We start from the raw sequence: 18,837 nt of genomic DNA, 5'->3' as shown, positions 1-18,837 counted from the left end.
AAAGTGGGGTTCGGTGGTTTCGTTTGGGGGAACAACCAAGGAGCACATCATGCACAATGGATCCTGCCTGTGTGGCGCTGTGAGTTTCACCGTTGACGGAGACCTTGCCGCCCCCAATGCCTGTCACTGTACAAAATGCCGCAAACACACGGGGCATTTCCTTGTGAGCACGGGCGTTCAGAAAACCGATTTGACTGTCACAGGGGCCGAGAACGTGACGTGGTACAGCTCATCCGTCAAAGTGAACCGCGGGTTTTGTCAGCACTGTGGGTCAACTTTGTTCTTTGACCCGCCGCATCTGGATTGGATTGCTATTTCCATGGGGGCTTTTGATGGCCCAACCCACACAAAGATGGACTTGCACATATTTGTCGCAGACAAAGGCGATTATTATGAGATCACGGACGGACTCCCGCAGAATTTACAATAACGTGAGTTTTGCGAAATCTTCCGGCACAAAGTGGCCTGTCGGCCCTTGATCCATGAGATGTATCTGTGTAGACACGCGCGGTATCCCCTTGTGGGAACAGAATCATTTGTAACGCCGTGTTTGTCTCTTTGGTCGCTCTTGGGACAGTTCCGGCAAGAAGGAGTAGCGACATGAGATTGAATGAACTGCACGACAACCCAGGTGCAACAAAGAACCGCAAACGCGTTGGTCGCGGTGCTGGTTCCGGTACCGGTAAAACTGGTGGCCGTGGTATCAAGGGTCAAAAATCCCGTTCGGGTGTTGCGATCAAGGGTTTTGAAGGCGGTCAAATGCCTTTGTACCAACGTCTTCCTAAGCGTGGCTTCACCAAGCCAAACCGCAAAGAATTCTCTGTATTGAACCTTGGCATGATCCAAAAGTTCATCGACGCCAAGAAACTCGACGCAAAAGCAGCGATCACCGAAGACGCACTTATTGCGTGCGGTTTGGTTCGTCGCAAGCTCGATGGTATCCGCGTTTTGGCCAAAGGTGAGATCACATCCAAAGTTACGATCGAAGTAACGGGTGCGTCAGCTGGAGCTGTTGAAGCTGTTGAAAAAGCCGGTGGTAAACTGACTGTTACAGCAACACCTAAGGCCGCAGCTGAATAAGCGCTTGTGAGCGGTCGCTTGGCCGCTTACATACAAATTAGTTTTCCAGCGCCGCCGACCGGAGAATGGTCTGGCGGCGCTTTTCGTGACAGGGAGAGGCCGAATGGCATCCGCAGCAGAACAAATGGCAGCCAACATGAGCTGGGGGGCTTTTGGTAAAGCCACCGAGCTTCGCCAACGTATTGTTTTCACCATCGGTCTTTTGATCGTCTACCGTTTGGGGACCTATATCCCTGTCCCGGGTATTGACGGCGCTGAACTGCGCAACTTCATGGAGGGTGCGGCCGCTGGTATCGGTGGTATTCTTTCGATGTTTACCGGTGGTGCCCTGAGCCGCATGGGCATTCTTGCGCTCGGCATCATGCCCTACATCTCAGCCTCGATCATTATCCAGCTTCTAAGCTCCATGTGGGCCCCGCTTGAGCAACTGAAGAAAGAGGGCGACGCGGGTCGCCGGAAAATCAATCAATACACACGCTACGGCACGGTGTTCTTGGCGACGTTCCAAGCTTATGGCCTCGCGGTCAGCCTTGAAGCAGGGAGCCTTGTGACCGATCCGGGCTGGTTCTTCCGTATTTCGACCGTTGTGACCCTTGTTGGCGGCACAATGTTCCTGATGTGGTTGGGTGAGCAGATTACAGCACGCGGGATTGGTAACGGTATTTCGTTGATCATCTTCGTGGGTATTATCGCGGAGCTTCCAGCCGCTCTGACACAATTCCTCGTACAATCCTCCGAATCTGGCGCGAATCCCCTGATCGTTGTTGGTGTCTTTATTATGGTTGTCGCTGTGGTCGGGTTCGTGGTCTTCATGGAGCGGGCGCTCCGCAAGATCCACATTCAGTACCCGCGCCGTCAAGTTGGCATGAAGATGTATGAAGGCGGCGCAAGCCATCTTCCGATCAAAGTGAACCCTGCTGGCGTTATTCCTGCGATTTTTGCCAGCTCGCTTCTCTTGCTGCCAACAACGCTTGCCACCTTCTCCGGCGACTCCACTAGCGGCGTTCTGTCCATTATTCTCGCGTATTTTGGGCCGGGCAAACCGCTCTATCTGGCGTTCTTTACAGTTATGATCGTGTTCTTTGCGTTCTTTTACACCCATAACGTGGCGTTCAAGACCGATGAAGTCGCGGATAATCTGAAAAACCAAGGCGGCTTTATCCCAGCAATTCGTCCGGGCAAGAAAACCGCCGAGTATTTGGACAAAGTTGTGAACCGCATCTTGGTCATTGGTTCGGCCTACCTTGCGGCAGTTTGTCTCCTTCCTGAAATTTTACGTTACCAATTCTCGATTCCCTTCTACTTTGGCGGCACTTCGGTTCTGATTGTCGTATCCGTGACAATGGACACAATTCAACAAGTTCAGTCACACATGCTGGCACACCAGTATGAAGGCCTGATCGAAAAGTCGCAGCTACGTGGCAAGAAGCGCGGCGGTAAAAAAGGGACAGCGAGAAAATGAACATAATCCTTTTGGGGCCACCGGGCGCCGGAAAAGGAACACAAGCACGACTTCTGGTTGAAGAGCGTGACATGGTCCAACTTTCCACAGGCGATATGCTGCGCGCGGCGAAAACTTCTGGCACAGAGATGGGCAAGAAAGTCGCAAAAGTTATGGATGCGGGCGAATTGGTTACCGATGACATTGTGATTGGATTGATCGAAGAGCAGCTCAAAGGCACCGACCGCCAAGGGGGATTCATCTTTGATGGCTTTCCCCGCACGCTGGCGCAGGCCGACGCGCTTGGTCAGCTTCTCGGCCGCGTAGGGCAAAAGCTGGACGCAGTTATTGAAATGCGCGTCCAGGACGATATCCTGATCAAACGCATCTCTGGCCGCTATACATGTGGCAACTGCGGCGAAGGGTATCACGACGAGCTAAAAGCCCCCAAAGTCGAAGGTGTCTGTGATGTCTGTGGCAGCACAGATATGGTGCACCGCGCCGACGACAATGAGGATTCCCTCAAGACCCGTTTGATGGCCTATTACCGTGATACCTCCCCCTTGATTGGCTATTATTATGCCAAGGGCGATTTGGCTCCGGTAAATGGCTTGGGTGAAATCGACGAAGTTGCCAAAGCAATTCGTGTGATCTTGGATTAGGCATATCGCGGGTTGACCTTGTGGTAAAAAGGGCTTAATTCCAGCCATCTCGTAAGAGAATCGGCTTTTGTCCATTGATACGCAATCTGCGGACAAGTATATGGCCGAGAACAGAAATTCAGCGTAGCCCGCAGGAGATAATCCTACGGGCTTATGTTGTGAAAAAAGGTTCTGGAAATACGGAACCGCAACAAAAAGGAATACATAACGTGGCACGTATCGCCGGCGTAAATATCCCGACCCATAAACGGGTCCCGATCGCCCTGACTTATATTACCGGTATCGGTACAACTTCCGCACAAGCTATTTGTGAAGCCGTAGGCATCGACGCAGCGCGTCGTGTTAACGAACTTTCCGATGGTGAAGTGCTTTCCATTCGTGAGTACATCGACGCGAACTACGCTGTCGAAGGTGACTTGCGTCGTGAAACACAAATGAACATCAAACGTTTGATGGATCTCGGTTGCTACCGTGGCTTGCGTCATCGTCGTAATCTTCCTGTTCGTGGTCAACGTACACACACGAACGCTCGCACTCGCAAAGGTCCTGCACGGGCTATTGCTGGTAAGAAGAAATAGGGGGGATTTGATCAATGGCACGTGAAAAAGTTCGCGCAAAGAAAAAAGAGCGCAAGAATATTGCCTCTGGTGTTGCGCATGTGAACAGTTCGTTCAACAACACAAAAATTCTGATTTCCGATGTTCAAGGCAATGCGATCGCATGGTCCTCTGCTGGAACAATGGGCTTTAAAGGCTCGCGGAAATCTACACCCTACGCAGCTCAAATGGCTGCCGAGGATGCAGGTAAAAAAGCACAAGAGCACGGCGTGAAAACGCTTGAAGTCGAAGTGCAAGGCCCGGGTGGCGGTCGCGAAAGCGCATTGCGCGCTCTGGCCGCAGTTGGGTTTAACATCACATCTATTCGTGACGTTACACCAATGGCTCACAACGGCTGTCGCCCTCCAAAGCGTCGTCGCGTGTAGTACTAAATGATCTCGGGTCTGTAATTCGTACGCCAGACCCGAGATTGTTATTTTTTACCTCGGGTGTTTCCGGCTTAGGGACATGGGCCAGAAACAAGAATGGAGGCGACAGCATGATCCATAAAAATTGGCAAGAACTGATTAAACCAACACAGTTGGAAGTGAAGCCGGGCAACGAGCCTGCGCGTCAAGCAACTGTAGTTGCAGAGCCGCTTGAACGCGGTTTTGGTTTGACATTGGGCAATGCTCTACGTCGCGTGCTTATGAGCTCGCTACAGGGTGCTGCGATTACCAGCGTTCAAATCGACAATGTATTGCATGAGTTTTCCTCGATTTCCGGCGTTCGCGAAGACGTAACCGATGTGGTTCTGAACCTCAAAGGCGTCGCGATCCGTATGGAAGTAGACGGTCCAAAGCGTGTTTCCATCTCGGCCAAAGGCCCGATGGTTGTAACCGCTGGCGACATCTCCGAGAGCGCGGGTATCGAGGTTCTGAACAAGGATCACGTTATCTGTCACCTCGACGAAGGCGCAGACTTGTTCATGGAATTGACTGTTGAAACTGGCAAAGGCTATGTTTCCGCTGACAAGAACCGTCCAGAAGACGCACCAATCGGTCTTATTCCGATCGATTCGATCTTTTCTCCTGTGAAGCGCGTGTCTTATGACGTGCAGCCCACACGTGAAGGTCAGGTTCTCGACTATGACAAGCTCACGTTGACGCTTGAAACAGACGGTTCCATCCCTCCAGAAGACGCCGTGGCTTATGCTGCGCGTATTCTTCAGGACCAGCTTGCGACATTCGTCAACTTCGACGAACCAGAGTCTGCAAACCGTCAAGAAGAAGACGATGGCCTCGAATTCAATCCGCTTCTTCTCAAGAAAGTGGACGAATTGGAGCTTTCCGTACGTTCCGCAAATTGCCTCAAGAACGACAACATCGTTTACATTGGCGATTTGATCCAAAAAACCGAAGCAGAAATGCTCCGCACACCGAACTTCGGCCGCAAGTCTTTGAACGAGATCAAAGAAGTGTTGTCGGGCATGGGTCTGCACCTCGGTATGGACGTCGAAGATTGGCCACCGGACAATATTGAAGATCTTGCGAAGAAATTCGAAGATCAATTCTAAGAAATATGGGGTGGGCTTAACGGTCCGCCCCAACCTCATAAATGCCCGGAATGCCGGGGAATGTCAGGGCAATTGCCCCAAGGAGAGTAGCTGACACGCATCGGCTGCCGGACAAAGTAAAACAACGCTATAGGAGATACACCATGCGTCACGCTAGAGGCTACCGCCGCTTAAACCGTACTCACGAGCACCGTAAGGCGCTCTTTGCCAACATGGCAGGCTCACTCATCGAGCACGAGCAAATCAAAACAACACTGCCTAAAGCAAAAGAGCTTAAGCGCATCATCGACAAACTTATCACTCTTGGTAAACGTGGCGATCTTCACGCCCGCCGCCAAGCAGGTGCTCGCCTTAAGCAAGACGCTTATGTCGCGAAATTGTTTGAAGTTCTCGGCCCACGCTACAAAGACCGCCAAGGTGGTTATGTGCGCGTTCTGAAAGCTGGTTTCCGTTACGGTGACATGGCGCCAATGGCGATCATCGAATTGGTTGACCGCGACGTGAATGCAAAAGGCGCGGGCGACAAAGCACGCGTTTTGGCCGAAGACGCCGCCGCAGAATAATTCAGAGACCTTCATTGATCTCAAATAGAAAGCCCCGCCAGATTTGGCGGGGCTTTTATTGTTTTGGTACATCGTTCCGTTAGGAATAGGTCTAGTTATGCGACTTTTTAGCCGCGATTCGAAGCTGAATGGAGTTCTCGATTCGCTCCAGCAAAGCTGTTAAACTGTTCTCTCCGGAGGGCGAATTTCTCAAAAAATCCAGTAAATCGCCACGTGCGCTCTCTGAAAGGGAGTTCAACTTCGTCTTTAAATCTATGTCCATTGTTTTCACGGTAACATCACTCACTACTATTTCTGTACCATACACTTTAAGGTTGACTAAGATTCTGACAACTAGTCTAAAAAGACATGTCTAATAAGATAGGTCTCGACCTCGAACTTCATAAGCTCACGTTGCTCGCGCCCGCGGGCTACTTTTTGGGGCTCCATATTCGCTTCGCCGCGCCTCTTATGTCTTTTCAGACGTATGATCACCGCTGGACGGATTATTATACCGAGCAAGGGTTCGCACTGCGCGACCCGACAATTGCTTGGGGCTTCAGCACGGATGGCGCGAGTCGTTGGAGCGAATTCGGGATTCCCGACACATTCAATATTTTGGGACTGGCCAAGGAATATGGACTCAATTTTGGGGTTACTGTATCCTGTGGTCCGATTTCCTCTCGCACAATCGCTAGCTTTGCACGTAGCGATCGCGAGTTTACAGATAGCGAAATGGAAGAAGTTTCGCGCGTAGTTCGTCGGCTTCATGACTTAACAGAGCCGCCGGAGAGCCTAACTAAGGCTCAAGTTGAAGCCCTGCGGTGTATCGCAGACGGCGATCGGCATGCGGCGGCAGCTGCAAAATTGAATATCTCAGAAAGCGCTCTTAAAGCACGCTTAATAGCGGCCCGTCAGAAACTGCTCGCTCGGACGACCGCTGAGGCCATTCAACGCGCGAAGGATTATAGGCTGCTTTAACCGGATCTGATCGTTGTTTGAACGTGGGGCTTTGTTTTTTTAAACAAGCTGGGGGATCTACCATGCAAACAACTACACTTTCGTTCGAAAATATGCACAACCATGGCGAGCTATTCGCAAATCTGTTTCGCGCTAGGCGGCAGTCTTTTATTGTGCAAAAAAACTGGGACCTGCCTGAAGCCCTTGGAATGGAGTATGATCAATATGATACTCCAGCAAGTCGTTGGATTGCCATCCACGAATATGGCGAAGTCTACGCAGGCATTCGCCTGACGCCCACAGTCGCGCGCTGTGGGATTTATAGTTACATGATCCGTGATGCGCAACGTGGGTTGCTCGGGACCATTCCTCAAGACCTGCTATTTGAGGAAGCCCCTGTTGATGAGAACATTTGGGAGAGCACGCGCGTGTTTGTTTCCCATACCACGCCACAGCGTATTCGTCGGCGCGTGCACGCCTATATGGTGATGGCGATGCTCAAGTCCGCCCGCGAGTTGGGTGCAACAAAGATCGTTGCTTTGACCGCAGCGAATTGGCCACGTTGGTTTGGCCGGTGTGGTTTGGATGCCGAAGCTGCTGGGCGTCCGATGTTTATTGGCGATGGTGACTATCAATGTGTGTCCATCAATCTGAGTTCTAAGCTGCACTAAACGACCGCGAAACGAAAAAGGGCCTCCCCCTCCTGAGGGGCCCTTTATCGCACCAAAACGATGCTTCCCCCTGTTCCACACAAGGCATAGGGTCACCCTATGACAGATTTGTTTGATTCCAGTGCCTCCGAGGCCAAAGTTCAGAACGCACCGCGCCCTTTGGCGGATCGTCTGCGCCCCAAGACTTTGTCAGAAGTGATCGGGCAGCAACAAGTTTTGGGTCCTGAGGCGCCCTTGGGGACGATGCTTGCGTCCAACAGTTTGGGGTCGCTCATCTTTTGGGGACCACCTGGCGTTGGTAAAACCACAATTGCGCGTCTTTTGGCGGATGAAACTGATCTCACCTTTGTGCAGATAAGCGCGATTTTTACCGGCATGCCTGACCTTCGCAAAGTTTTTGAAGCCGCTAAAATCCGTCGCCAAAACGGGCAGGGGACTCTGCTGTTTGTCGACGAGATTCATAGATTCAATAAAGCCCAGCAAGATGGCTTCCTTCCCCATATGGAGGACGGCACGATCCTTTTGGTAGGGGCCACCACAGAAAATCCCAGCTTTGAGCTCAATGCGGCGGTGTTAAGTCGCTCACAGGTTATGGTGCTCACGCGGCTTACCCTCGCAGACCTGGATCTGTTGCTTGCGCGCGCTGAAGGCGAAATAGACCGCGAGCTTCCTCTTACCCAAGACGCCCGAGATGCGCTTTTGGAAATGGCGGACGGCGATGGCCGCACTTTGCTCAATCTTGTTGAGCAGGTCTCAGCTTGGAAGGTCAAGGAGCCATTGGACGCAAAGGGGCTCGGCCAACGCTTGATGAAACGCGCGGCGGTTTATGACAAATCCGGCGATTCCCATTACAATCTGATTTCCGCGCTCCATAAATCCGTGCGTGGCTCGGATCCCGACGCAGCCCTTTATTGGCTCGCCCGCATGCTCAAGGGCGGCGAAGACCCCCGTTACTTGGCGCGCCGCATTACGCGCATGGCAATTGAGGATATCGGCCTTGCAGACCCCGATGCGCAAACTCATTGTTTGAACGCATGGCAAGTTTACGAGCGTTTGGGCAGTCCCGAAGGCGAATTGGCTTTGGCGCAAGCGGTGACCTATTTGGCCCTCGCCCCCAAATCAAACGCGGCCTATGCGGGGTACAAAATGGCCATGGTTGCGGCGCAAAAAACCGGTTCCGAGCCGCCCCCAAAGCATATTCTCAATGCACCAACCTCCTTGATGGAAGAGCAAGGGTATGGGGCGGGATATGCCTATGATCACGACGCCGAAGATGGATTCTCGGGCCAGAATTATTTCCCTGAAACCATGGAGCGGCCCGAGTTTTATCTACCGGTTGAGCGCGGATTCGAGCGCGAACTTAAAAAACGTCAAGATTACTTTGCTAAACTGAGATCTAAGCGCGCTAGCGGTTGACATTCCGGGCGCTAGAGGGAAAACACGGCCGATGTTTTTGACCCTATTATATGTGGCGCTTGGAGGTGCTTTAGGCGCCGTGATGCGCTTTTTGACTCAGGCTTACGCGGTGCGACTTTTGGGTATGAGTTTCCCATGGGGGACCTTAAGTGTGAATGTCGTTGGGTCGTTTGTAATGGGGCTGCTTTTTGTGCTACTTGCAGGGCGTGACTCCTCGGTTATGGCACCGTTCTTAATGATCGGTGTCTTGGGCGGGTTCACAACGTTTTCGGCGTTTTCACTCGATACGTTACGGCTCTTTGAAGCTGGGCAACTCGGCTCGGCGGCACTCTATGTCGCTCTATCAATGGTTATGTCCCTCTCGGCGGTTGCGCTCGGGGTATGGTGTGCAAAAGGGGGCTTCGCATGAGCGGTGTTCAACATATTACGATTACGCCTGACGACAATGATCAACGACTCGATCGTTGGTTTCGCCGCCAGTTTCCACAAGTTAGCCAAGCACGGATCGAAAAGCTCTGCCGCAAAGGCGATATCCGCGTCGACAAGGGGCGTGTTAAACCCGCGTCTCGTTTGACCACAGGGCAAATCGTCCGCGTGCCACCGCTGCCAACCGCCAGCCAGATCACAGCCAAAGCGAAACCTGCGGCTCCGATGTCGGACGAAGATGCGGATATGATCCGCGCCACGGTCCTGTATCGCGACGATTATATGATCGTAATTAACAAGCCTCCGGGATTGCCAACACAGGGCGGCACCAATCATCACCGTCACGTCGATGGTATGGCGGATGCGCTTCGTTTTGGGCTGGAAGAAAAGCCGCGCCTTGTGCACCGTCTTGATAAGGATACGTCCGGTGTCTTGGTTCTTGCCCGCACACGTGCGTCAGCAGCAGCAATTACCCGCACCTTCCGTGACCGCGAATCGCGCAAAATTTACTGGGCGGCCGTTGCCGGACAGCCAAAACCCCGTTTGGGGACCATTCGCTTTGGCCTTGTGAAAGCGGGTGCCGACTTTGAAAAAATGCACTGTATTCACCCGCGCGAAGTTGACTCTACTGAGGGCGCCAAGCGTGCAACAACCGATTACGCCGTGCTGTCAGCACTCGGTGGGCGGGTTTCTTGGGTGGCGCTTGTGCCAATCACGGGCCGCACACACCAGTTGCGCGCACACATGGCCGAGCTTGGGCATCCGATTATCGGCGACGGTAAATATGGCGGCTCGGGTCAGGAAAACCTTGGCGACGGTTGGGGCGCACAATTAGGTGGGGAGATCTCGAAAAAGCTTCACCTGCACGCGCGCAGCCTAACCATGACACATCCTTCCACAGGAGCCCGTATGACGTTTACGGCGCCGATGCCCAAACACATGTTGCATACGTGGGATACTCTTGCGTGGGACGTGCGCGATGTGCCGCTTGACCCCTTCGACGAGGAACAATGAGTACCGAGCTAAAGCTCATAATCTTTGATGTCGATGGAACGCTTGTCGACAGTCAGGACCATATTCTCGCAGCGATGACAGCCGCTTGCGCCTCGGTGGAGGTCGCACCTCCAAGTCGGGAGGCGGTTTTGTCGATTGTTGGGCTCTCCCTCCCTGAGGCTGTTTTGCGCCTAATGCCTGACAGCGCGTTAAGCCAACGTGAGAAAATGGTGGATGCCTATAAAGGGGCCTTCAACGCGCAACGCGAAGAACTGGGCGCGCAATCTGGGTCACCCTTTTACGACGGGGCGCTCGACGTCCTGCGCGCGCTTCAGACGGTGGACCATCATATCCTTGGTATTGCCACGGGCAAAAGTCGCCGCGGTTTGGACAGCCTTCTAAGCGGTAACGGCCTAGAAAAAATGTTCTTCACCCAGCAGGTTGCCGACGACCACCCCTCCAAACCACACCCTTCCATGATCTTTCAGGCGCTTTCGGAATCCGGTGTTGATGCCGCGAATGCAGTGATGATTGGCGACACGAGTTTTGACATGGCGATGGCAAAATCTGCTGGGGTAGGGCGCATTGGGGTCGATTGGGGCTATCATTCACAAGTTGACCTAACGGAAGCTGGCGCGGAAGTGATCTTGCAGGGATTTGACGAATTGACTCCCTATTTGGACCAAATCTGGAGTGGGAAATGACGAGTTGGGCGACAAAAAAGTTTTGGAAAAACGCCGAAGTGGCTGCCACCGAAGGGGGCTTTGAAGTCCTGTTGGATGGGCGCAAATTGCGCACGCCCTCCAAGGCCGCATTGGTTATTCCAACCCTTGAGATTGCCCAAAAAGTCGCTCGTGAATGGCAGTCGCAGGACACGAAAATTGATCCGGTCACCATGCCGGTTACCCGCATGGCCAACTCTGCGATCGACAAGGTTGCCCATCAATTCGACGCGGTTGCTGATATGCTTGCGTCCTATGGGGAAACCGATTTGTTGTGTTACCGCGCGGCCTTCCCGATTGAACTTGTTGAGAAGCAACATGCGGTTTGGACACCCTTTTTACTCTGGGCTGAAACGACTTTCGACGCGCCGCTCGTCCTTGGCGAAGGCATCATGCATGTCGCCCAACCCGCGGCAAGTATCGCGAAATTGCGGGCGCCTGTGTTTGCTTTGAACACATTTGAACTGGTCGCTTTCCATGATCTTGTGGCGATAAGTGGTTCCCTTGTTCTTGGGCTTGCGGCGCTCCGTGCCTTTAAATCCCCCGAAGACATTTGGCAGGCCTCCCGTCTGGATGAAAATTGGCAGGAAAGCCAATGGGGGCAAGACGACGAAGCCACCGAATTGGCCGCGAAAAAGCGGCAAGCGTTTTTTGAGGCATTTGAATTCTATCAAGGCCTGCAAGTCGCACTTTGATCCTGTGAATTACGAATAACGAACGGGAAGCTCCCCACCTTTGCGGGGGGCCCCCAAGGGAACGGACCACTGGCGTACCGTTGCCCCCTTGACGGCTGCAACAGAAATTGTCCATTCTACGCGTAATGCGGACAGCATTGCTGTCTTCATGTCTACTGCCGATGTTACTCCATTGGCCAAACCACCCAAAAAAGGGTGGACAATCAGGAAGAGGTTAAAATGAATAAATCCGTATTTTTTGGTGCACTGACCGTGGCAAGCCTTGCTGCAGGTGTTGCCGCTGCAAGTACGTTGGATGACGTAAAAGCGCGCGGCAAACTAAACTGTGGCGTTACCACCGGCGTTCCGGGTTTTGGTGCTCCAGATGCGAACGGCGAATGGGCCGGCTTTGATGTTGCTGTTTGTCGCGCCGTTGCTGCGGCAGTTTTGGGAGATGGCAGTGCCGTAGAATTTATCCCGACAACCGGTAAGACACGTTTTACCGCGTTGGCTTCCGGCGAGATCGACATGTTGGCCCGTAACACAACATGGACATTCAGCCGCGATGTGGACCTGAAGTTCGATTTCGCAGGTGTGAACTACTACGATGGTCAAGGCTTCATGATTCCAACAGCGCTGGGTGTTAGCTCGGCTAAAGAACTTGATGGCGCAACGGTTTGTATTCAAACTGGGACGACAACTGAGTTGAACTTGGCCGACTACTTCCGCGCCAACAATCTCTCATATGAGCCTGTGCCAATCGAAACAAACGCTGAAGGTCAACAACAGTACCTTGCGGGCGCTTGTGACGTTTACACAACGGACGCTTCCGCGTTGGCGGCGACTCGTGCAACGTTCGAAGCACCAAGCGAGCACATCGTCCTTCCTGAAATCATCTCCAAAGAGCCGCTCGGTCCTCTTGTTCGCCACGGCGACAACGAATGGGCAGACATCGTTCGTTGGTCTTTGAATGCTTTGATCGCCGCTGAAGAACTCGGTGTGACTTCTGCAAACATCGAAGAGATGGAAGCAAGCACAACGAACCCAGAAATCGCACGCCTTTTGGGCAAAGAGGGTAACCTTGGCGAAATGCTTGGTCTTGACGCTGGTTGGGCCAAAGCGGCCATTATGGCTGGTGGCAACTACGGCGAAATCTTCGAGCAAAACATTGGTCAAAGCACACCAATCGGGATCGCTCGCGGCTTGAACGCACAGTGGACAAATGGTGGTCTGCTTTATTCCCCACCCTTCCGCTAGGGCTTACTAATAAAAGGGCGCGGTTCATTCCGCGCCCTTTTGACTATCTATAAGAACAATAACTAAACAACAGTCTTAGGTTGTATGAGCGCAAATAATGCGCCGGAATGCCTAGCGACGACGGGGATATTTTCATGACAACAATAACCGACCCTCCTAAGGAGTCGTTTCGGCTATCTATGCTGATTTACGATACCCGATACAGGTCAATGACCATTCAAGTTGTTGCACTTCTCGGGTTCATGGCAGTGTTTGCTTGGCTCATCGGTAATACAGCGCAAAACCTTTCGGATCTCGGAAAAGAACCGTCGTTTACGTACTTGAACGACTCCGCAGGGTATGACATCAACCAACGGTTAATTGACTATACCTCCCGTGACAGCCATTGGCGCGCGGCGGGCGTGGGTCTTCTTAATACGCTGCTGATTGCGTTCCTCGGCTGTATCACAGCGACGATTATCGGTGTTTTTGTCGGCATCCTGCGCCTCTCAAACAATTGGATCGTTTCCAAAATCATGACGGTCTATGTCGAGACCTTCCGCAACGTCCCCGTCCTGCTGTGGATCGTGTTTACGATGGCGATTATGATCGAGACATTGCCTCAGCCCAATGATTTCAGAGGCGACAACGCGACCGCGTCTATGATTTTGAACGACACCGTCGCCATAACGAACCGAGGCATTTACGTTCCCGAACCCCTGTTCAGCAGGAGTTTGGGCGACATCAGCGTTTTCGGGTTCTTGAATATTAGTTTGAACCTCGTTCTCATTGCCGCTGTTCTGATCGCTGGCATCGTTGTCTCAAAGAAAATCAAAGAGCGCGCAAATCGCATTCAAGAAGCGACGGGCATTCGACCGACCACATGGTATCTGCGTTTGGGAGCGGTGCTGCTTCCCGTAACGATCGCGCTTGTTGCTCTTGGGTTTCATCTTGGCTATCCGGCGCTGAAGGGCTTCAACTTCCAAGGCGGGACTCATCTACGCAACTCCCTGCTCGCGCTCTGGATTGCCCTCTCGCTCTATACCGCCGCCTTTATAGCCGAGATCGTTCGCTCGGGCATTATGTCTGTCTCAAAAGGGCAAAGTGAGGCCGCTGAGGCCCTTGGCATGAGTTCGAGACGCACCATGAGTCTGGTGATTTTGCCACAGGCGATGCGGGTGATTATCCCGCCAATGATCTCTAACTACTTGAATCTCACCAAGAACTCCTCACTCGCGATTGCGGTTGGGTACATGGATATTACCGCCACACTCGGCGGGATCACCATGAACCAAACGGGGCGCGAGCTTGAGTCCATCCTGCTTTTGATGCTGATCTATCTCACGATTTCCCTCAGCATTTCGGCCGTGATGAATTGGTATAATAACTCAGTTAAATTGGTGGAGCGGTAATATGCCAGAAGTTAGTTTTGTCCGCACAGAAATGCTTTCGCAGCAAGTCCCGCCTTCAACCATGGTTGGCCCAATCGGTTGGTTGCGTCAAAATCTGTTCAACGGCATTTGGAATTCGATCATATCGGTCCTGTTTCTCCTCGCCGTTGTATGGACGGTCCTCAACCTTCTTGGTTGGGGGGTTTCTCCGACATGGAACGCCAAGTCACTATCCGAATGCCGCGAGATCATCGGTGCGGGCGGGCATGGCGCCTGTTGGGGTGTGATCAACGATCGTTGGTTGCAGCTTCTTTATGGCTTCTATCCCCTAGACGTTGGTCTTCTGTCGTCCCTAAGCGGCGTTGATCCTGAGCTTATCAGTTCCGACCCACGTGCACATGTTGCGACCCCGATTGTGATGATCCTTGGGTACTGGCGTTTGAATTTGGCCTTGGTGCTGATGTTCGTTGGTCTGCTTCCGGTTCTTTCGGAAAAAGCACCGCGCAAGTTACTGATCGTGACGATGCTCTTCCCGTTTGTGGACGTGTTCCTCATGTGGGGTGGCTCGATTTGGGGGCCGACCATGGCCTTTGCGGGCTTCGTGATCGGGTATTTGGTTTTCCATTATGTGCGCCCTTATACTGGCAGCTTGGTCGGGATCATATTGACCGCCGTGGTGCCAATCCTTTGGTGGCTCTTTGCGGCTGGCCCCGTTGCGGGTGTCCTCGCAAATGTAACGCCGGGGTTGGCTCTGGAAGCCGTTTCCAGCCGACAGTTTGGGGGCTTCGTTCTGTCGATCTCCATTGGGATCGTCGCGATCCTCGGGTCATTGCCGATTGGGGTTCTTCTTGCTCTTGGGCGCCAGTCTGACTTACTGATCGTGAAGTCGATCTGCATCGGTTTCATCGAGTTTATTCGCGGTGTGCCTCTGATTACCCTCCTGTTTGTGGCCAACAACCTGCTCAATATCTTCATGCCTCCGGGTACGAACTTTGATGTTATTCTGCGGGTTATGATCATGGTGACGCTCTTTGCGTCGGCCTATATGGCCGAGGTTGTGCGCGGCGGGCTCGCCGCTTTGCCAAAAGGGCAGTACGAGGCGGCGGATGCTCTAGGGCTTGATTATTGGAAGGCGCAGCGGCTGATCATTATGCCGCAAGCGCTCAAGATTTCCATTCCGGGCATCGTGAGTACCTTTATCGGCGTGTTCAAAGACACGACGTTGGTTTCGATCATTAGCCTCATGGATCCCGTTGGCCTGTCCAGTGCGATCCGCGCAAACCAAGAATGGAACGGTATTGTGTGGGAGCTTTATGCCTTCATCGCGCTGCTTTTCTTCGTCGTTTGCTTTTCTATGTCCCGTTATTCCATGTTCTTGGAGCGCAAGCTCAAGACTGGCCATTAATAAGGAGTTCACGATATGTCTGAACTTGCTACACAACGCCAAATTGATCGTTCCAAAATGCAGGTCTCTGAAGAGGTTGCGGTCCAAATCAACAATATGAACAAGTGGTACGGGAGCTTCCACGTGCTGCGCGACATCAACCTGACGGTCAATCAGGGCGAGCGTATCGTTATTGCGGGGCCATCCGGCTCGGGGAAATCGACGCTCATCCGCTGTATCAACCGTCTTGAGGAGCACCAAAAGGGCGACATTATTGTCGATGGAACCGAGCTCACGTCCGATCTCAAAAACATCGACAAAATCCGTTCCGAAGTGGGAATGTGTTTTCAGCACTTCAACCTTTTTCCGCATCTGACGATTTTGGAGAACTGTACCTTGGCTCCGATCTGGGTGCGCAAAACACCCAAAAAAGAAGCCGAGGAAATTGCGATGCACTTCCTTGAGAAGGTTAAAATCCCTGAGCAAGCCAACAAATACCCCGGCATGCTTTCGGGTGGGCAGCAACAGCGCGTGGCGATTGCCCGCTCGCTTTGTATGAAACCCCGCATCATGCTCTTTGACGAGCCAACCTCAGCTCTTGACCCAGAGATGATCAAAGAGGTTCTCGACACCATGATTGAACTGGCCGAAGAGGGCATGACCATGCTGTGCGTGACCCACGAGATGGGTTTTGCCCGTCAGGTTGCGAACCGTGTGATCTTTATGGACGACGGTCAGATCGTGGAGCAAAACGAGCCTGAGGAGTTCTTCAACAATCCAAAATCCGAGCGCACGAAATTGTTCCTCTCCCAGATTTTGGGGCACTAAGGATCCATTTCGGCGTCTTGGAAAACTTTAAAAACTTTAAAAACCGGCTCTTTCTGAGGGCCGGTTTTTTAAATAACTCTACAATTCACGCGGAATTACGAAACCAAGTGGTTTACCTTTATGGGGTGCGATTTCCCCATCAAATTCCAGTACCGTCGTCGCGCCCGTGGGATAGTCATAGAACTTCGGATGGCGCGGCTCCTCCTCCACTAGGGTGGCCGCAAGCGCCGCAATCCCGGGATTATGCGCCAGCAGGAGAACCGTGCTTGTAGGGGCTGGCTTATGGGCTGCAAGGACCGCAAGTATGGCTGCGGGTTCCGCCAGATAGAGCGCGCGGGTAAACACCGGAACAAGGTTTTGCGACAGGTATGGCGCCAACCCGTCGAAGGTTTCGCGGGTCCGTTGGGAATCTGAAACCAGTGCCAAATCAGGTAAAAACCCTTTGTTCTCAAGCCAGAACCCGATCTTCGATGCAGAGGCACGGCCGCGCGGATTGAGGGGACGCGCATGATCGCTCGTCATTCCGTCCCAATCAGACTTCATATGCCGCATCAAAATAAGTTTCATTACCGTCCCTTTCGAAACGGCATCATAAGTGCATGAATGAAACCCTTGGGTTTCGCGTATTCCCCCAAAAGACCAATGCGCATACCCGTATGACCATCCTTAGGCTGCGCAATATACGTTCCAAACAAACGGTCCCATAACGACAGCGAAAACCCGTAATTGCTGTCGGTTTCCTCGCGATAAACCGAATGATGAACACGGTGCATATCCGGCGTCACCAAAACTCGCCGTACAACGCGATCCAACGGAATCGGTAGACGAAGGTTTGCATGATTAAACATCGCGGTGCCATTTAGCAAAACCTCGAATAAAATCACGGCAACCGCCGATGGTCCAAACACATAGACCAGACCAATTTTAAATCCTGCTGAAAGGGCGATTTCCACAGGGTGAAATCGAATGGCCGTTGTGACATCCATTTCAGGGTCAGCATGGTGAACTTGATGAAAACGCCATAAAAACGGTACCTTATGGGTGATCAAATGCTGCAACCAGATAAAAAAGTCCAAGATAATGATGGCCAAAAGGACTTCGATCCACGACGGCAAAGTTGTGTGGTTGAACAGGCCAATGCCACGATGTGAAGCCTCAAGCGCGGCACCAACGGCCAACAGCGGCACGGCAATTGCCATGATCCTGAGGGTTATTGAATCCAGAATAATCATGGCCCAATTGATCGGCCAACGCCCCATGCGTATACTGGGGCGGCGAGGAAGCATGGCCTCTGCGAGTGCCAGTACAACGAAGAGACCGAGGAAGACGCCTAGCCTAAGGAAAGTTTCATTTTGCATATTTCATGGTGCTCCGAAATTCGGCGCGGTTCAACGAAAACATTACCCTTGCCGGATAATTGTACCCGCGCCATGTTCGGTGAACAACTCAAGCAAACAGGCGTTTGGAGCGCGCCCATCCAGAATAACAGCCGCACGGACACCCGCCTGCAACGCTGCAAGCGCAGTTTCAGTTTTCGGAATCATCCCGCCCGCAATAATGCCAAGTTCAGTCAACTCATGAACATGGGCGGCCGTTAGCTCTGTCACAACCTCGCCCGATGCGTCTTTTACACCCGCGACATCGGTAAGGAGAAGGAGCCTATCGGCTTTCAACGCGCCAGCGATTGCCCCCGCCGCCGTGTCGCCGTTCACATTGTAAGTCTCGCCAGTACGGCCCATACCAAGCGGCGCAATCACGGGAATCATATCCGCCTCAAACAAGGTTTTAAGGACGGCTGGGTTCATTTCGACAGGCGTACCGACGAATCCAAGTTTCGCATCCGTCTGCTCACAAATCATCAAGTTGGCGTCTTTGCCCGAAAGTCCGACAGCGCGGCCCCCTTGCGCATTGATCGCCTGAACGATCCGCTTGTTTACCCGACCAGAAAGCACCATTTCGACGACTTCAACTGTCGCCGCATCCGTTACACGTTTGCCGCCGACGAACTCGGATTGAATGTCGAGTTTGCTAAGCATTTCGTTGATCATCGGACCGCCACCGTGCACGACGACAGGGTTCACGCCAACTTGCTGCATCAAAACGACGTCGCGCGCAAAGCTGTCCATCGCCTCGTCGCTGCCCATCGCATGTCCACCGAACTTTATGACAACCGTAGCGCCATCATACCGCTGCAAGAAAGGCAGGGCTTGAGAAAGTGTACGGGCGGTTGCAATCCAGTCTTTGTTCATCGCATCTTGTTTCTTCATGAGCTCATCCTAAGGTTCACCCTTAAAGGTAG

The 18,837-nt window shown here is 52.6% G+C and carries 22 protein-coding genes; 19 read left to right on the top strand and 3 right to left on the bottom strand.

Annotation, left to right across the window (positions count from 1 at the left end; all coding sequences use genetic code 11):
- Positions 1–49: 49 nt before the first annotated feature.
- The 19 genes from AB9F29_RS15885 to AB9F29_RS15795 all read left to right on the top strand — a co-directional run bounded on the left by AB9F29_RS15885 (position 50) and on the right by AB9F29_RS15795 (position 16,538).
- Entirely contained in the window at positions 50–430 is a 381-nt protein-coding gene (locus AB9F29_RS15885) for a GFA family protein (protein WP_369756380.1), read from the top strand.
- A 170-nt stretch (positions 431–600) separates the two neighbouring features.
- Positions 601–1,080, top strand: coding sequence for a 50S ribosomal protein L15 (gene rplO / locus AB9F29_RS15880; protein WP_039004063.1), 480 nt, complete (start codon positions 601–603; stop codon positions 1,078–1,080).
- Positions 1,081–1,183: 103 nt separating this feature from the next.
- On the top strand, positions 1,184–2,542 hold the full coding sequence (secY, locus tag AB9F29_RS15875) for a preprotein translocase subunit SecY (RefSeq protein ID WP_039004062.1): 1,359 nt from the start codon (positions 1,184–1,186) through the stop codon (positions 2,540–2,542).
- Positions 2,539–3,183 carry an adenylate kinase gene (locus tag AB9F29_RS15870; protein WP_335586587.1) on the top strand — a complete coding sequence of 215 codons (645 nt, stop codon included), beginning with the start codon at positions 2,539–2,541 and terminating at the stop codon, positions 3,181–3,183. Before secY ends, AB9F29_RS15870 begins: the two co-directional genes overlap by 4 nt.
- A gap of 209 nt (positions 3,184–3,392) precedes the next feature.
- A complete protein-coding gene (rpsM, locus tag AB9F29_RS15865; RefSeq protein ID WP_039004083.1) occupies positions 3,393–3,761 on the top strand; it encodes a 30S ribosomal protein S13 in 369 nt (122 codons plus the stop codon).
- A gap of 14 nt (positions 3,762–3,775) precedes the next feature.
- Positions 3,776–4,165 (top strand): 30S ribosomal protein S11, encoded by a 390-nt coding sequence (gene rpsK / locus AB9F29_RS15860; RefSeq protein WP_039004060.1) that lies wholly within the window; start codon positions 3,776–3,778, stop codon positions 4,163–4,165.
- Positions 4,166–4,278: 113 nt separating this feature from the next.
- A complete protein-coding gene (locus tag AB9F29_RS15855; protein ID WP_039004059.1) occupies positions 4,279–5,295 on the top strand; it encodes a DNA-directed RNA polymerase subunit alpha in 1,017 nt (338 codons plus the stop codon).
- Positions 5,296–5,438: 143 nt separating this feature from the next.
- A complete protein-coding gene (rplQ, locus tag AB9F29_RS15850; RefSeq protein WP_039004058.1) occupies positions 5,439–5,858 on the top strand; it encodes a 50S ribosomal protein L17 in 420 nt (139 codons plus the stop codon).
- Between the two features lie 348 nt (positions 5,859–6,206).
- On the top strand, positions 6,207–6,818 hold the full coding sequence (locus AB9F29_RS15845; protein WP_335586586.1) for an autoinducer binding domain-containing protein: 612 nt from the start codon (positions 6,207–6,209) through the stop codon (positions 6,816–6,818).
- A gap of 62 nt (positions 6,819–6,880) precedes the next feature.
- Positions 6,881–7,468, top strand: coding sequence for an acyl-homoserine-lactone synthase (locus AB9F29_RS15840; RefSeq protein WP_335586585.1), 588 nt, complete (start codon positions 6,881–6,883; stop codon positions 7,466–7,468).
- 99 nt (positions 7,469–7,567) lie between these two features.
- Complete coding sequence (locus tag AB9F29_RS15835) at positions 7,568–8,884, top strand: replication-associated recombination protein A (protein ID WP_369756379.1); 1,317 nt, start codon at positions 7,568–7,570, stop codon at positions 8,882–8,884.
- Between the two features lie 31 nt (positions 8,885–8,915).
- Entirely contained in the window at positions 8,916–9,293 is a 378-nt protein-coding gene (crcB, locus tag AB9F29_RS15830) for a fluoride efflux transporter CrcB (RefSeq protein ID WP_039004054.1), read from the top strand.
- Positions 9,290–10,324, top strand: a complete 1,035-nt coding sequence (locus AB9F29_RS15825; RefSeq protein ID WP_335585997.1) for an RluA family pseudouridine synthase — start codon at positions 9,290–9,292, stop codon at positions 10,322–10,324. Before crcB ends, AB9F29_RS15825 begins: the two co-directional genes overlap by 4 nt.
- Positions 10,321–11,007, top strand: coding sequence for an HAD-IA family hydrolase (locus tag AB9F29_RS15820; RefSeq protein WP_369756378.1), 687 nt, complete (start codon positions 10,321–10,323; stop codon positions 11,005–11,007). The genes AB9F29_RS15825 and AB9F29_RS15820 overlap by 4 nt, the downstream gene beginning before the upstream one ends.
- Positions 11,004–11,720, top strand: coding sequence for an ATP12 family chaperone protein (locus AB9F29_RS15815; protein WP_369756377.1), 717 nt, complete (start codon positions 11,004–11,006; stop codon positions 11,718–11,720). Before AB9F29_RS15820 ends, AB9F29_RS15815 begins: the two co-directional genes overlap by 4 nt.
- Before the next feature lie 219 nt (positions 11,721–11,939).
- The gene (locus tag AB9F29_RS15810; protein ID WP_335586000.1) at positions 11,940–12,956 is read left to right on the top strand and encodes an amino acid ABC transporter substrate-binding protein; all 1,017 of its coding nucleotides are present in this window, start codon (positions 11,940–11,942) and stop codon (positions 12,954–12,956) included.
- Between the two features lie 134 nt (positions 12,957–13,090).
- On the top strand, positions 13,091–14,347 hold the full coding sequence (locus AB9F29_RS15805) for an ABC transporter permease subunit (protein WP_335586001.1): 1,257 nt from the start codon (positions 13,091–13,093) through the stop codon (positions 14,345–14,347).
- 1 nt (position 14,348) lies between these two features.
- Positions 14,349–15,731, top strand: coding sequence for an amino acid ABC transporter permease (locus AB9F29_RS15800; RefSeq protein ID WP_369756376.1), 1,383 nt, complete (start codon positions 14,349–14,351; stop codon positions 15,729–15,731).
- A gap of 15 nt (positions 15,732–15,746) precedes the next feature.
- Entirely contained in the window at positions 15,747–16,538 is a 792-nt protein-coding gene (locus AB9F29_RS15795) for an amino acid ABC transporter ATP-binding protein (protein ID WP_039004048.1), read from the top strand.
- A gap of 78 nt (positions 16,539–16,616) precedes the next feature.
- Here AB9F29_RS15795 and AB9F29_RS15790 read toward each other — a convergent pair whose 3' ends face one another.
- The 3 genes from AB9F29_RS15790 to argB are packed head-to-tail and all read right to left on the bottom strand — an operon-like array spanning position 16,617 to position 18,805.
- Positions 16,617–17,105, bottom strand: a complete 489-nt coding sequence (locus AB9F29_RS15790) for a histidine phosphatase family protein (protein ID WP_369756375.1) — start codon at positions 17,103–17,105, stop codon at positions 16,617–16,619.
- Entirely contained in the window at positions 17,105–17,896 is a 792-nt protein-coding gene (locus AB9F29_RS15785; protein ID WP_369756374.1) for a sterol desaturase family protein, read from the bottom strand. Before AB9F29_RS15785 ends, AB9F29_RS15790 begins: the two co-directional genes overlap by 1 nt.
- Before the next feature lie 42 nt (positions 17,897–17,938).
- Positions 17,939–18,805, bottom strand: coding sequence for an acetylglutamate kinase (gene argB / locus AB9F29_RS15780; protein ID WP_039004045.1), 867 nt, complete (start codon positions 18,803–18,805; stop codon positions 17,939–17,941).
- Between the last annotated feature and the right edge of the window lie 32 nt (positions 18,806–18,837).

The organism is Falsihalocynthiibacter sp. S25ZX9 (assembly GCF_041205405.1).
In the GTDB taxonomy this organism is placed as follows: domain Bacteria; phylum Pseudomonadota; class Alphaproteobacteria; order Rhodobacterales; family Rhodobacteraceae; genus Falsihalocynthiibacter; species Falsihalocynthiibacter arcticus.
Note: the sequence above shows the minus strand (reverse complement) of the source record. Positions and strands in the feature narration are given on the sequence as shown.

Coding starts and splice junctions, on each gene's coding strand:
- AB9F29_RS15885 (WP_369756380.1), top strand. CDS start 50: ATGCACAATGGATCCTGCCTGTGTGGCGCTGTGAGTTTCACCGTTGAC.
- rplO (WP_039004063.1), top strand. CDS start 601: ATGAGATTGAATGAACTGCACGACAACCCAGGTGCAACAAAGAACCGC.
- secY (WP_039004062.1), top strand. CDS start 1,184: ATGGCATCCGCAGCAGAACAAATGGCAGCCAACATGAGCTGGGGGGCT.
- AB9F29_RS15870 (WP_335586587.1), top strand. CDS start 2,539: ATGAACATAATCCTTTTGGGGCCACCGGGCGCCGGAAAAGGAACACAA.
- rpsK (WP_039004060.1), top strand. CDS start 3,776: ATGGCACGTGAAAAAGTTCGCGCAAAGAAAAAAGAGCGCAAGAATATT.
- AB9F29_RS15855 (WP_039004059.1), top strand. CDS start 4,279: ATGATCCATAAAAATTGGCAAGAACTGATTAAACCAACACAGTTGGAA.
- rplQ (WP_039004058.1), top strand. CDS start 5,439: ATGCGTCACGCTAGAGGCTACCGCCGCTTAAACCGTACTCACGAGCAC.
- AB9F29_RS15845 (WP_335586586.1), top strand. CDS start 6,207: ATGTCTAATAAGATAGGTCTCGACCTCGAACTTCATAAGCTCACGTTG.
- AB9F29_RS15840 (WP_335586585.1), top strand. CDS start 6,881: ATGCAAACAACTACACTTTCGTTCGAAAATATGCACAACCATGGCGAG.
- AB9F29_RS15835 (WP_369756379.1), top strand. CDS start 7,568: ATGACAGATTTGTTTGATTCCAGTGCCTCCGAGGCCAAAGTTCAGAAC.
- crcB (WP_039004054.1), top strand. CDS start 8,916: ATGTTTTTGACCCTATTATATGTGGCGCTTGGAGGTGCTTTAGGCGCC.
- AB9F29_RS15825 (WP_335585997.1), top strand. CDS start 9,290: ATGAGCGGTGTTCAACATATTACGATTACGCCTGACGACAATGATCAA.
- AB9F29_RS15820 (WP_369756378.1), top strand. CDS start 10,321: ATGAGTACCGAGCTAAAGCTCATAATCTTTGATGTCGATGGAACGCTT.
- AB9F29_RS15815 (WP_369756377.1), top strand. CDS start 11,004: ATGACGAGTTGGGCGACAAAAAAGTTTTGGAAAAACGCCGAAGTGGCT.
- AB9F29_RS15810 (WP_335586000.1), top strand. CDS start 11,940: ATGAATAAATCCGTATTTTTTGGTGCACTGACCGTGGCAAGCCTTGCT.
- AB9F29_RS15805 (WP_335586001.1), top strand. CDS start 13,091: ATGACAACAATAACCGACCCTCCTAAGGAGTCGTTTCGGCTATCTATG.
- AB9F29_RS15800 (WP_369756376.1), top strand. CDS start 14,349: ATGCCAGAAGTTAGTTTTGTCCGCACAGAAATGCTTTCGCAGCAAGTC.
- AB9F29_RS15795 (WP_039004048.1), top strand. CDS start 15,747: ATGTCTGAACTTGCTACACAACGCCAAATTGATCGTTCCAAAATGCAG.
- AB9F29_RS15790 (WP_369756375.1), bottom strand. CDS start 17,105: ATGAAACTTATTTTGATGCGGCATATGAAGTCTGATTGGGACGGAATG.
- AB9F29_RS15785 (WP_369756374.1), bottom strand. CDS start 17,896: ATGCAAAATGAAACTTTCCTTAGGCTAGGCGTCTTCCTCGGTCTCTTC.
- argB (WP_039004045.1), bottom strand. CDS start 18,805: ATGAAGAAACAAGATGCGATGAACAAAGACTGGATTGCAACCGCCCGT.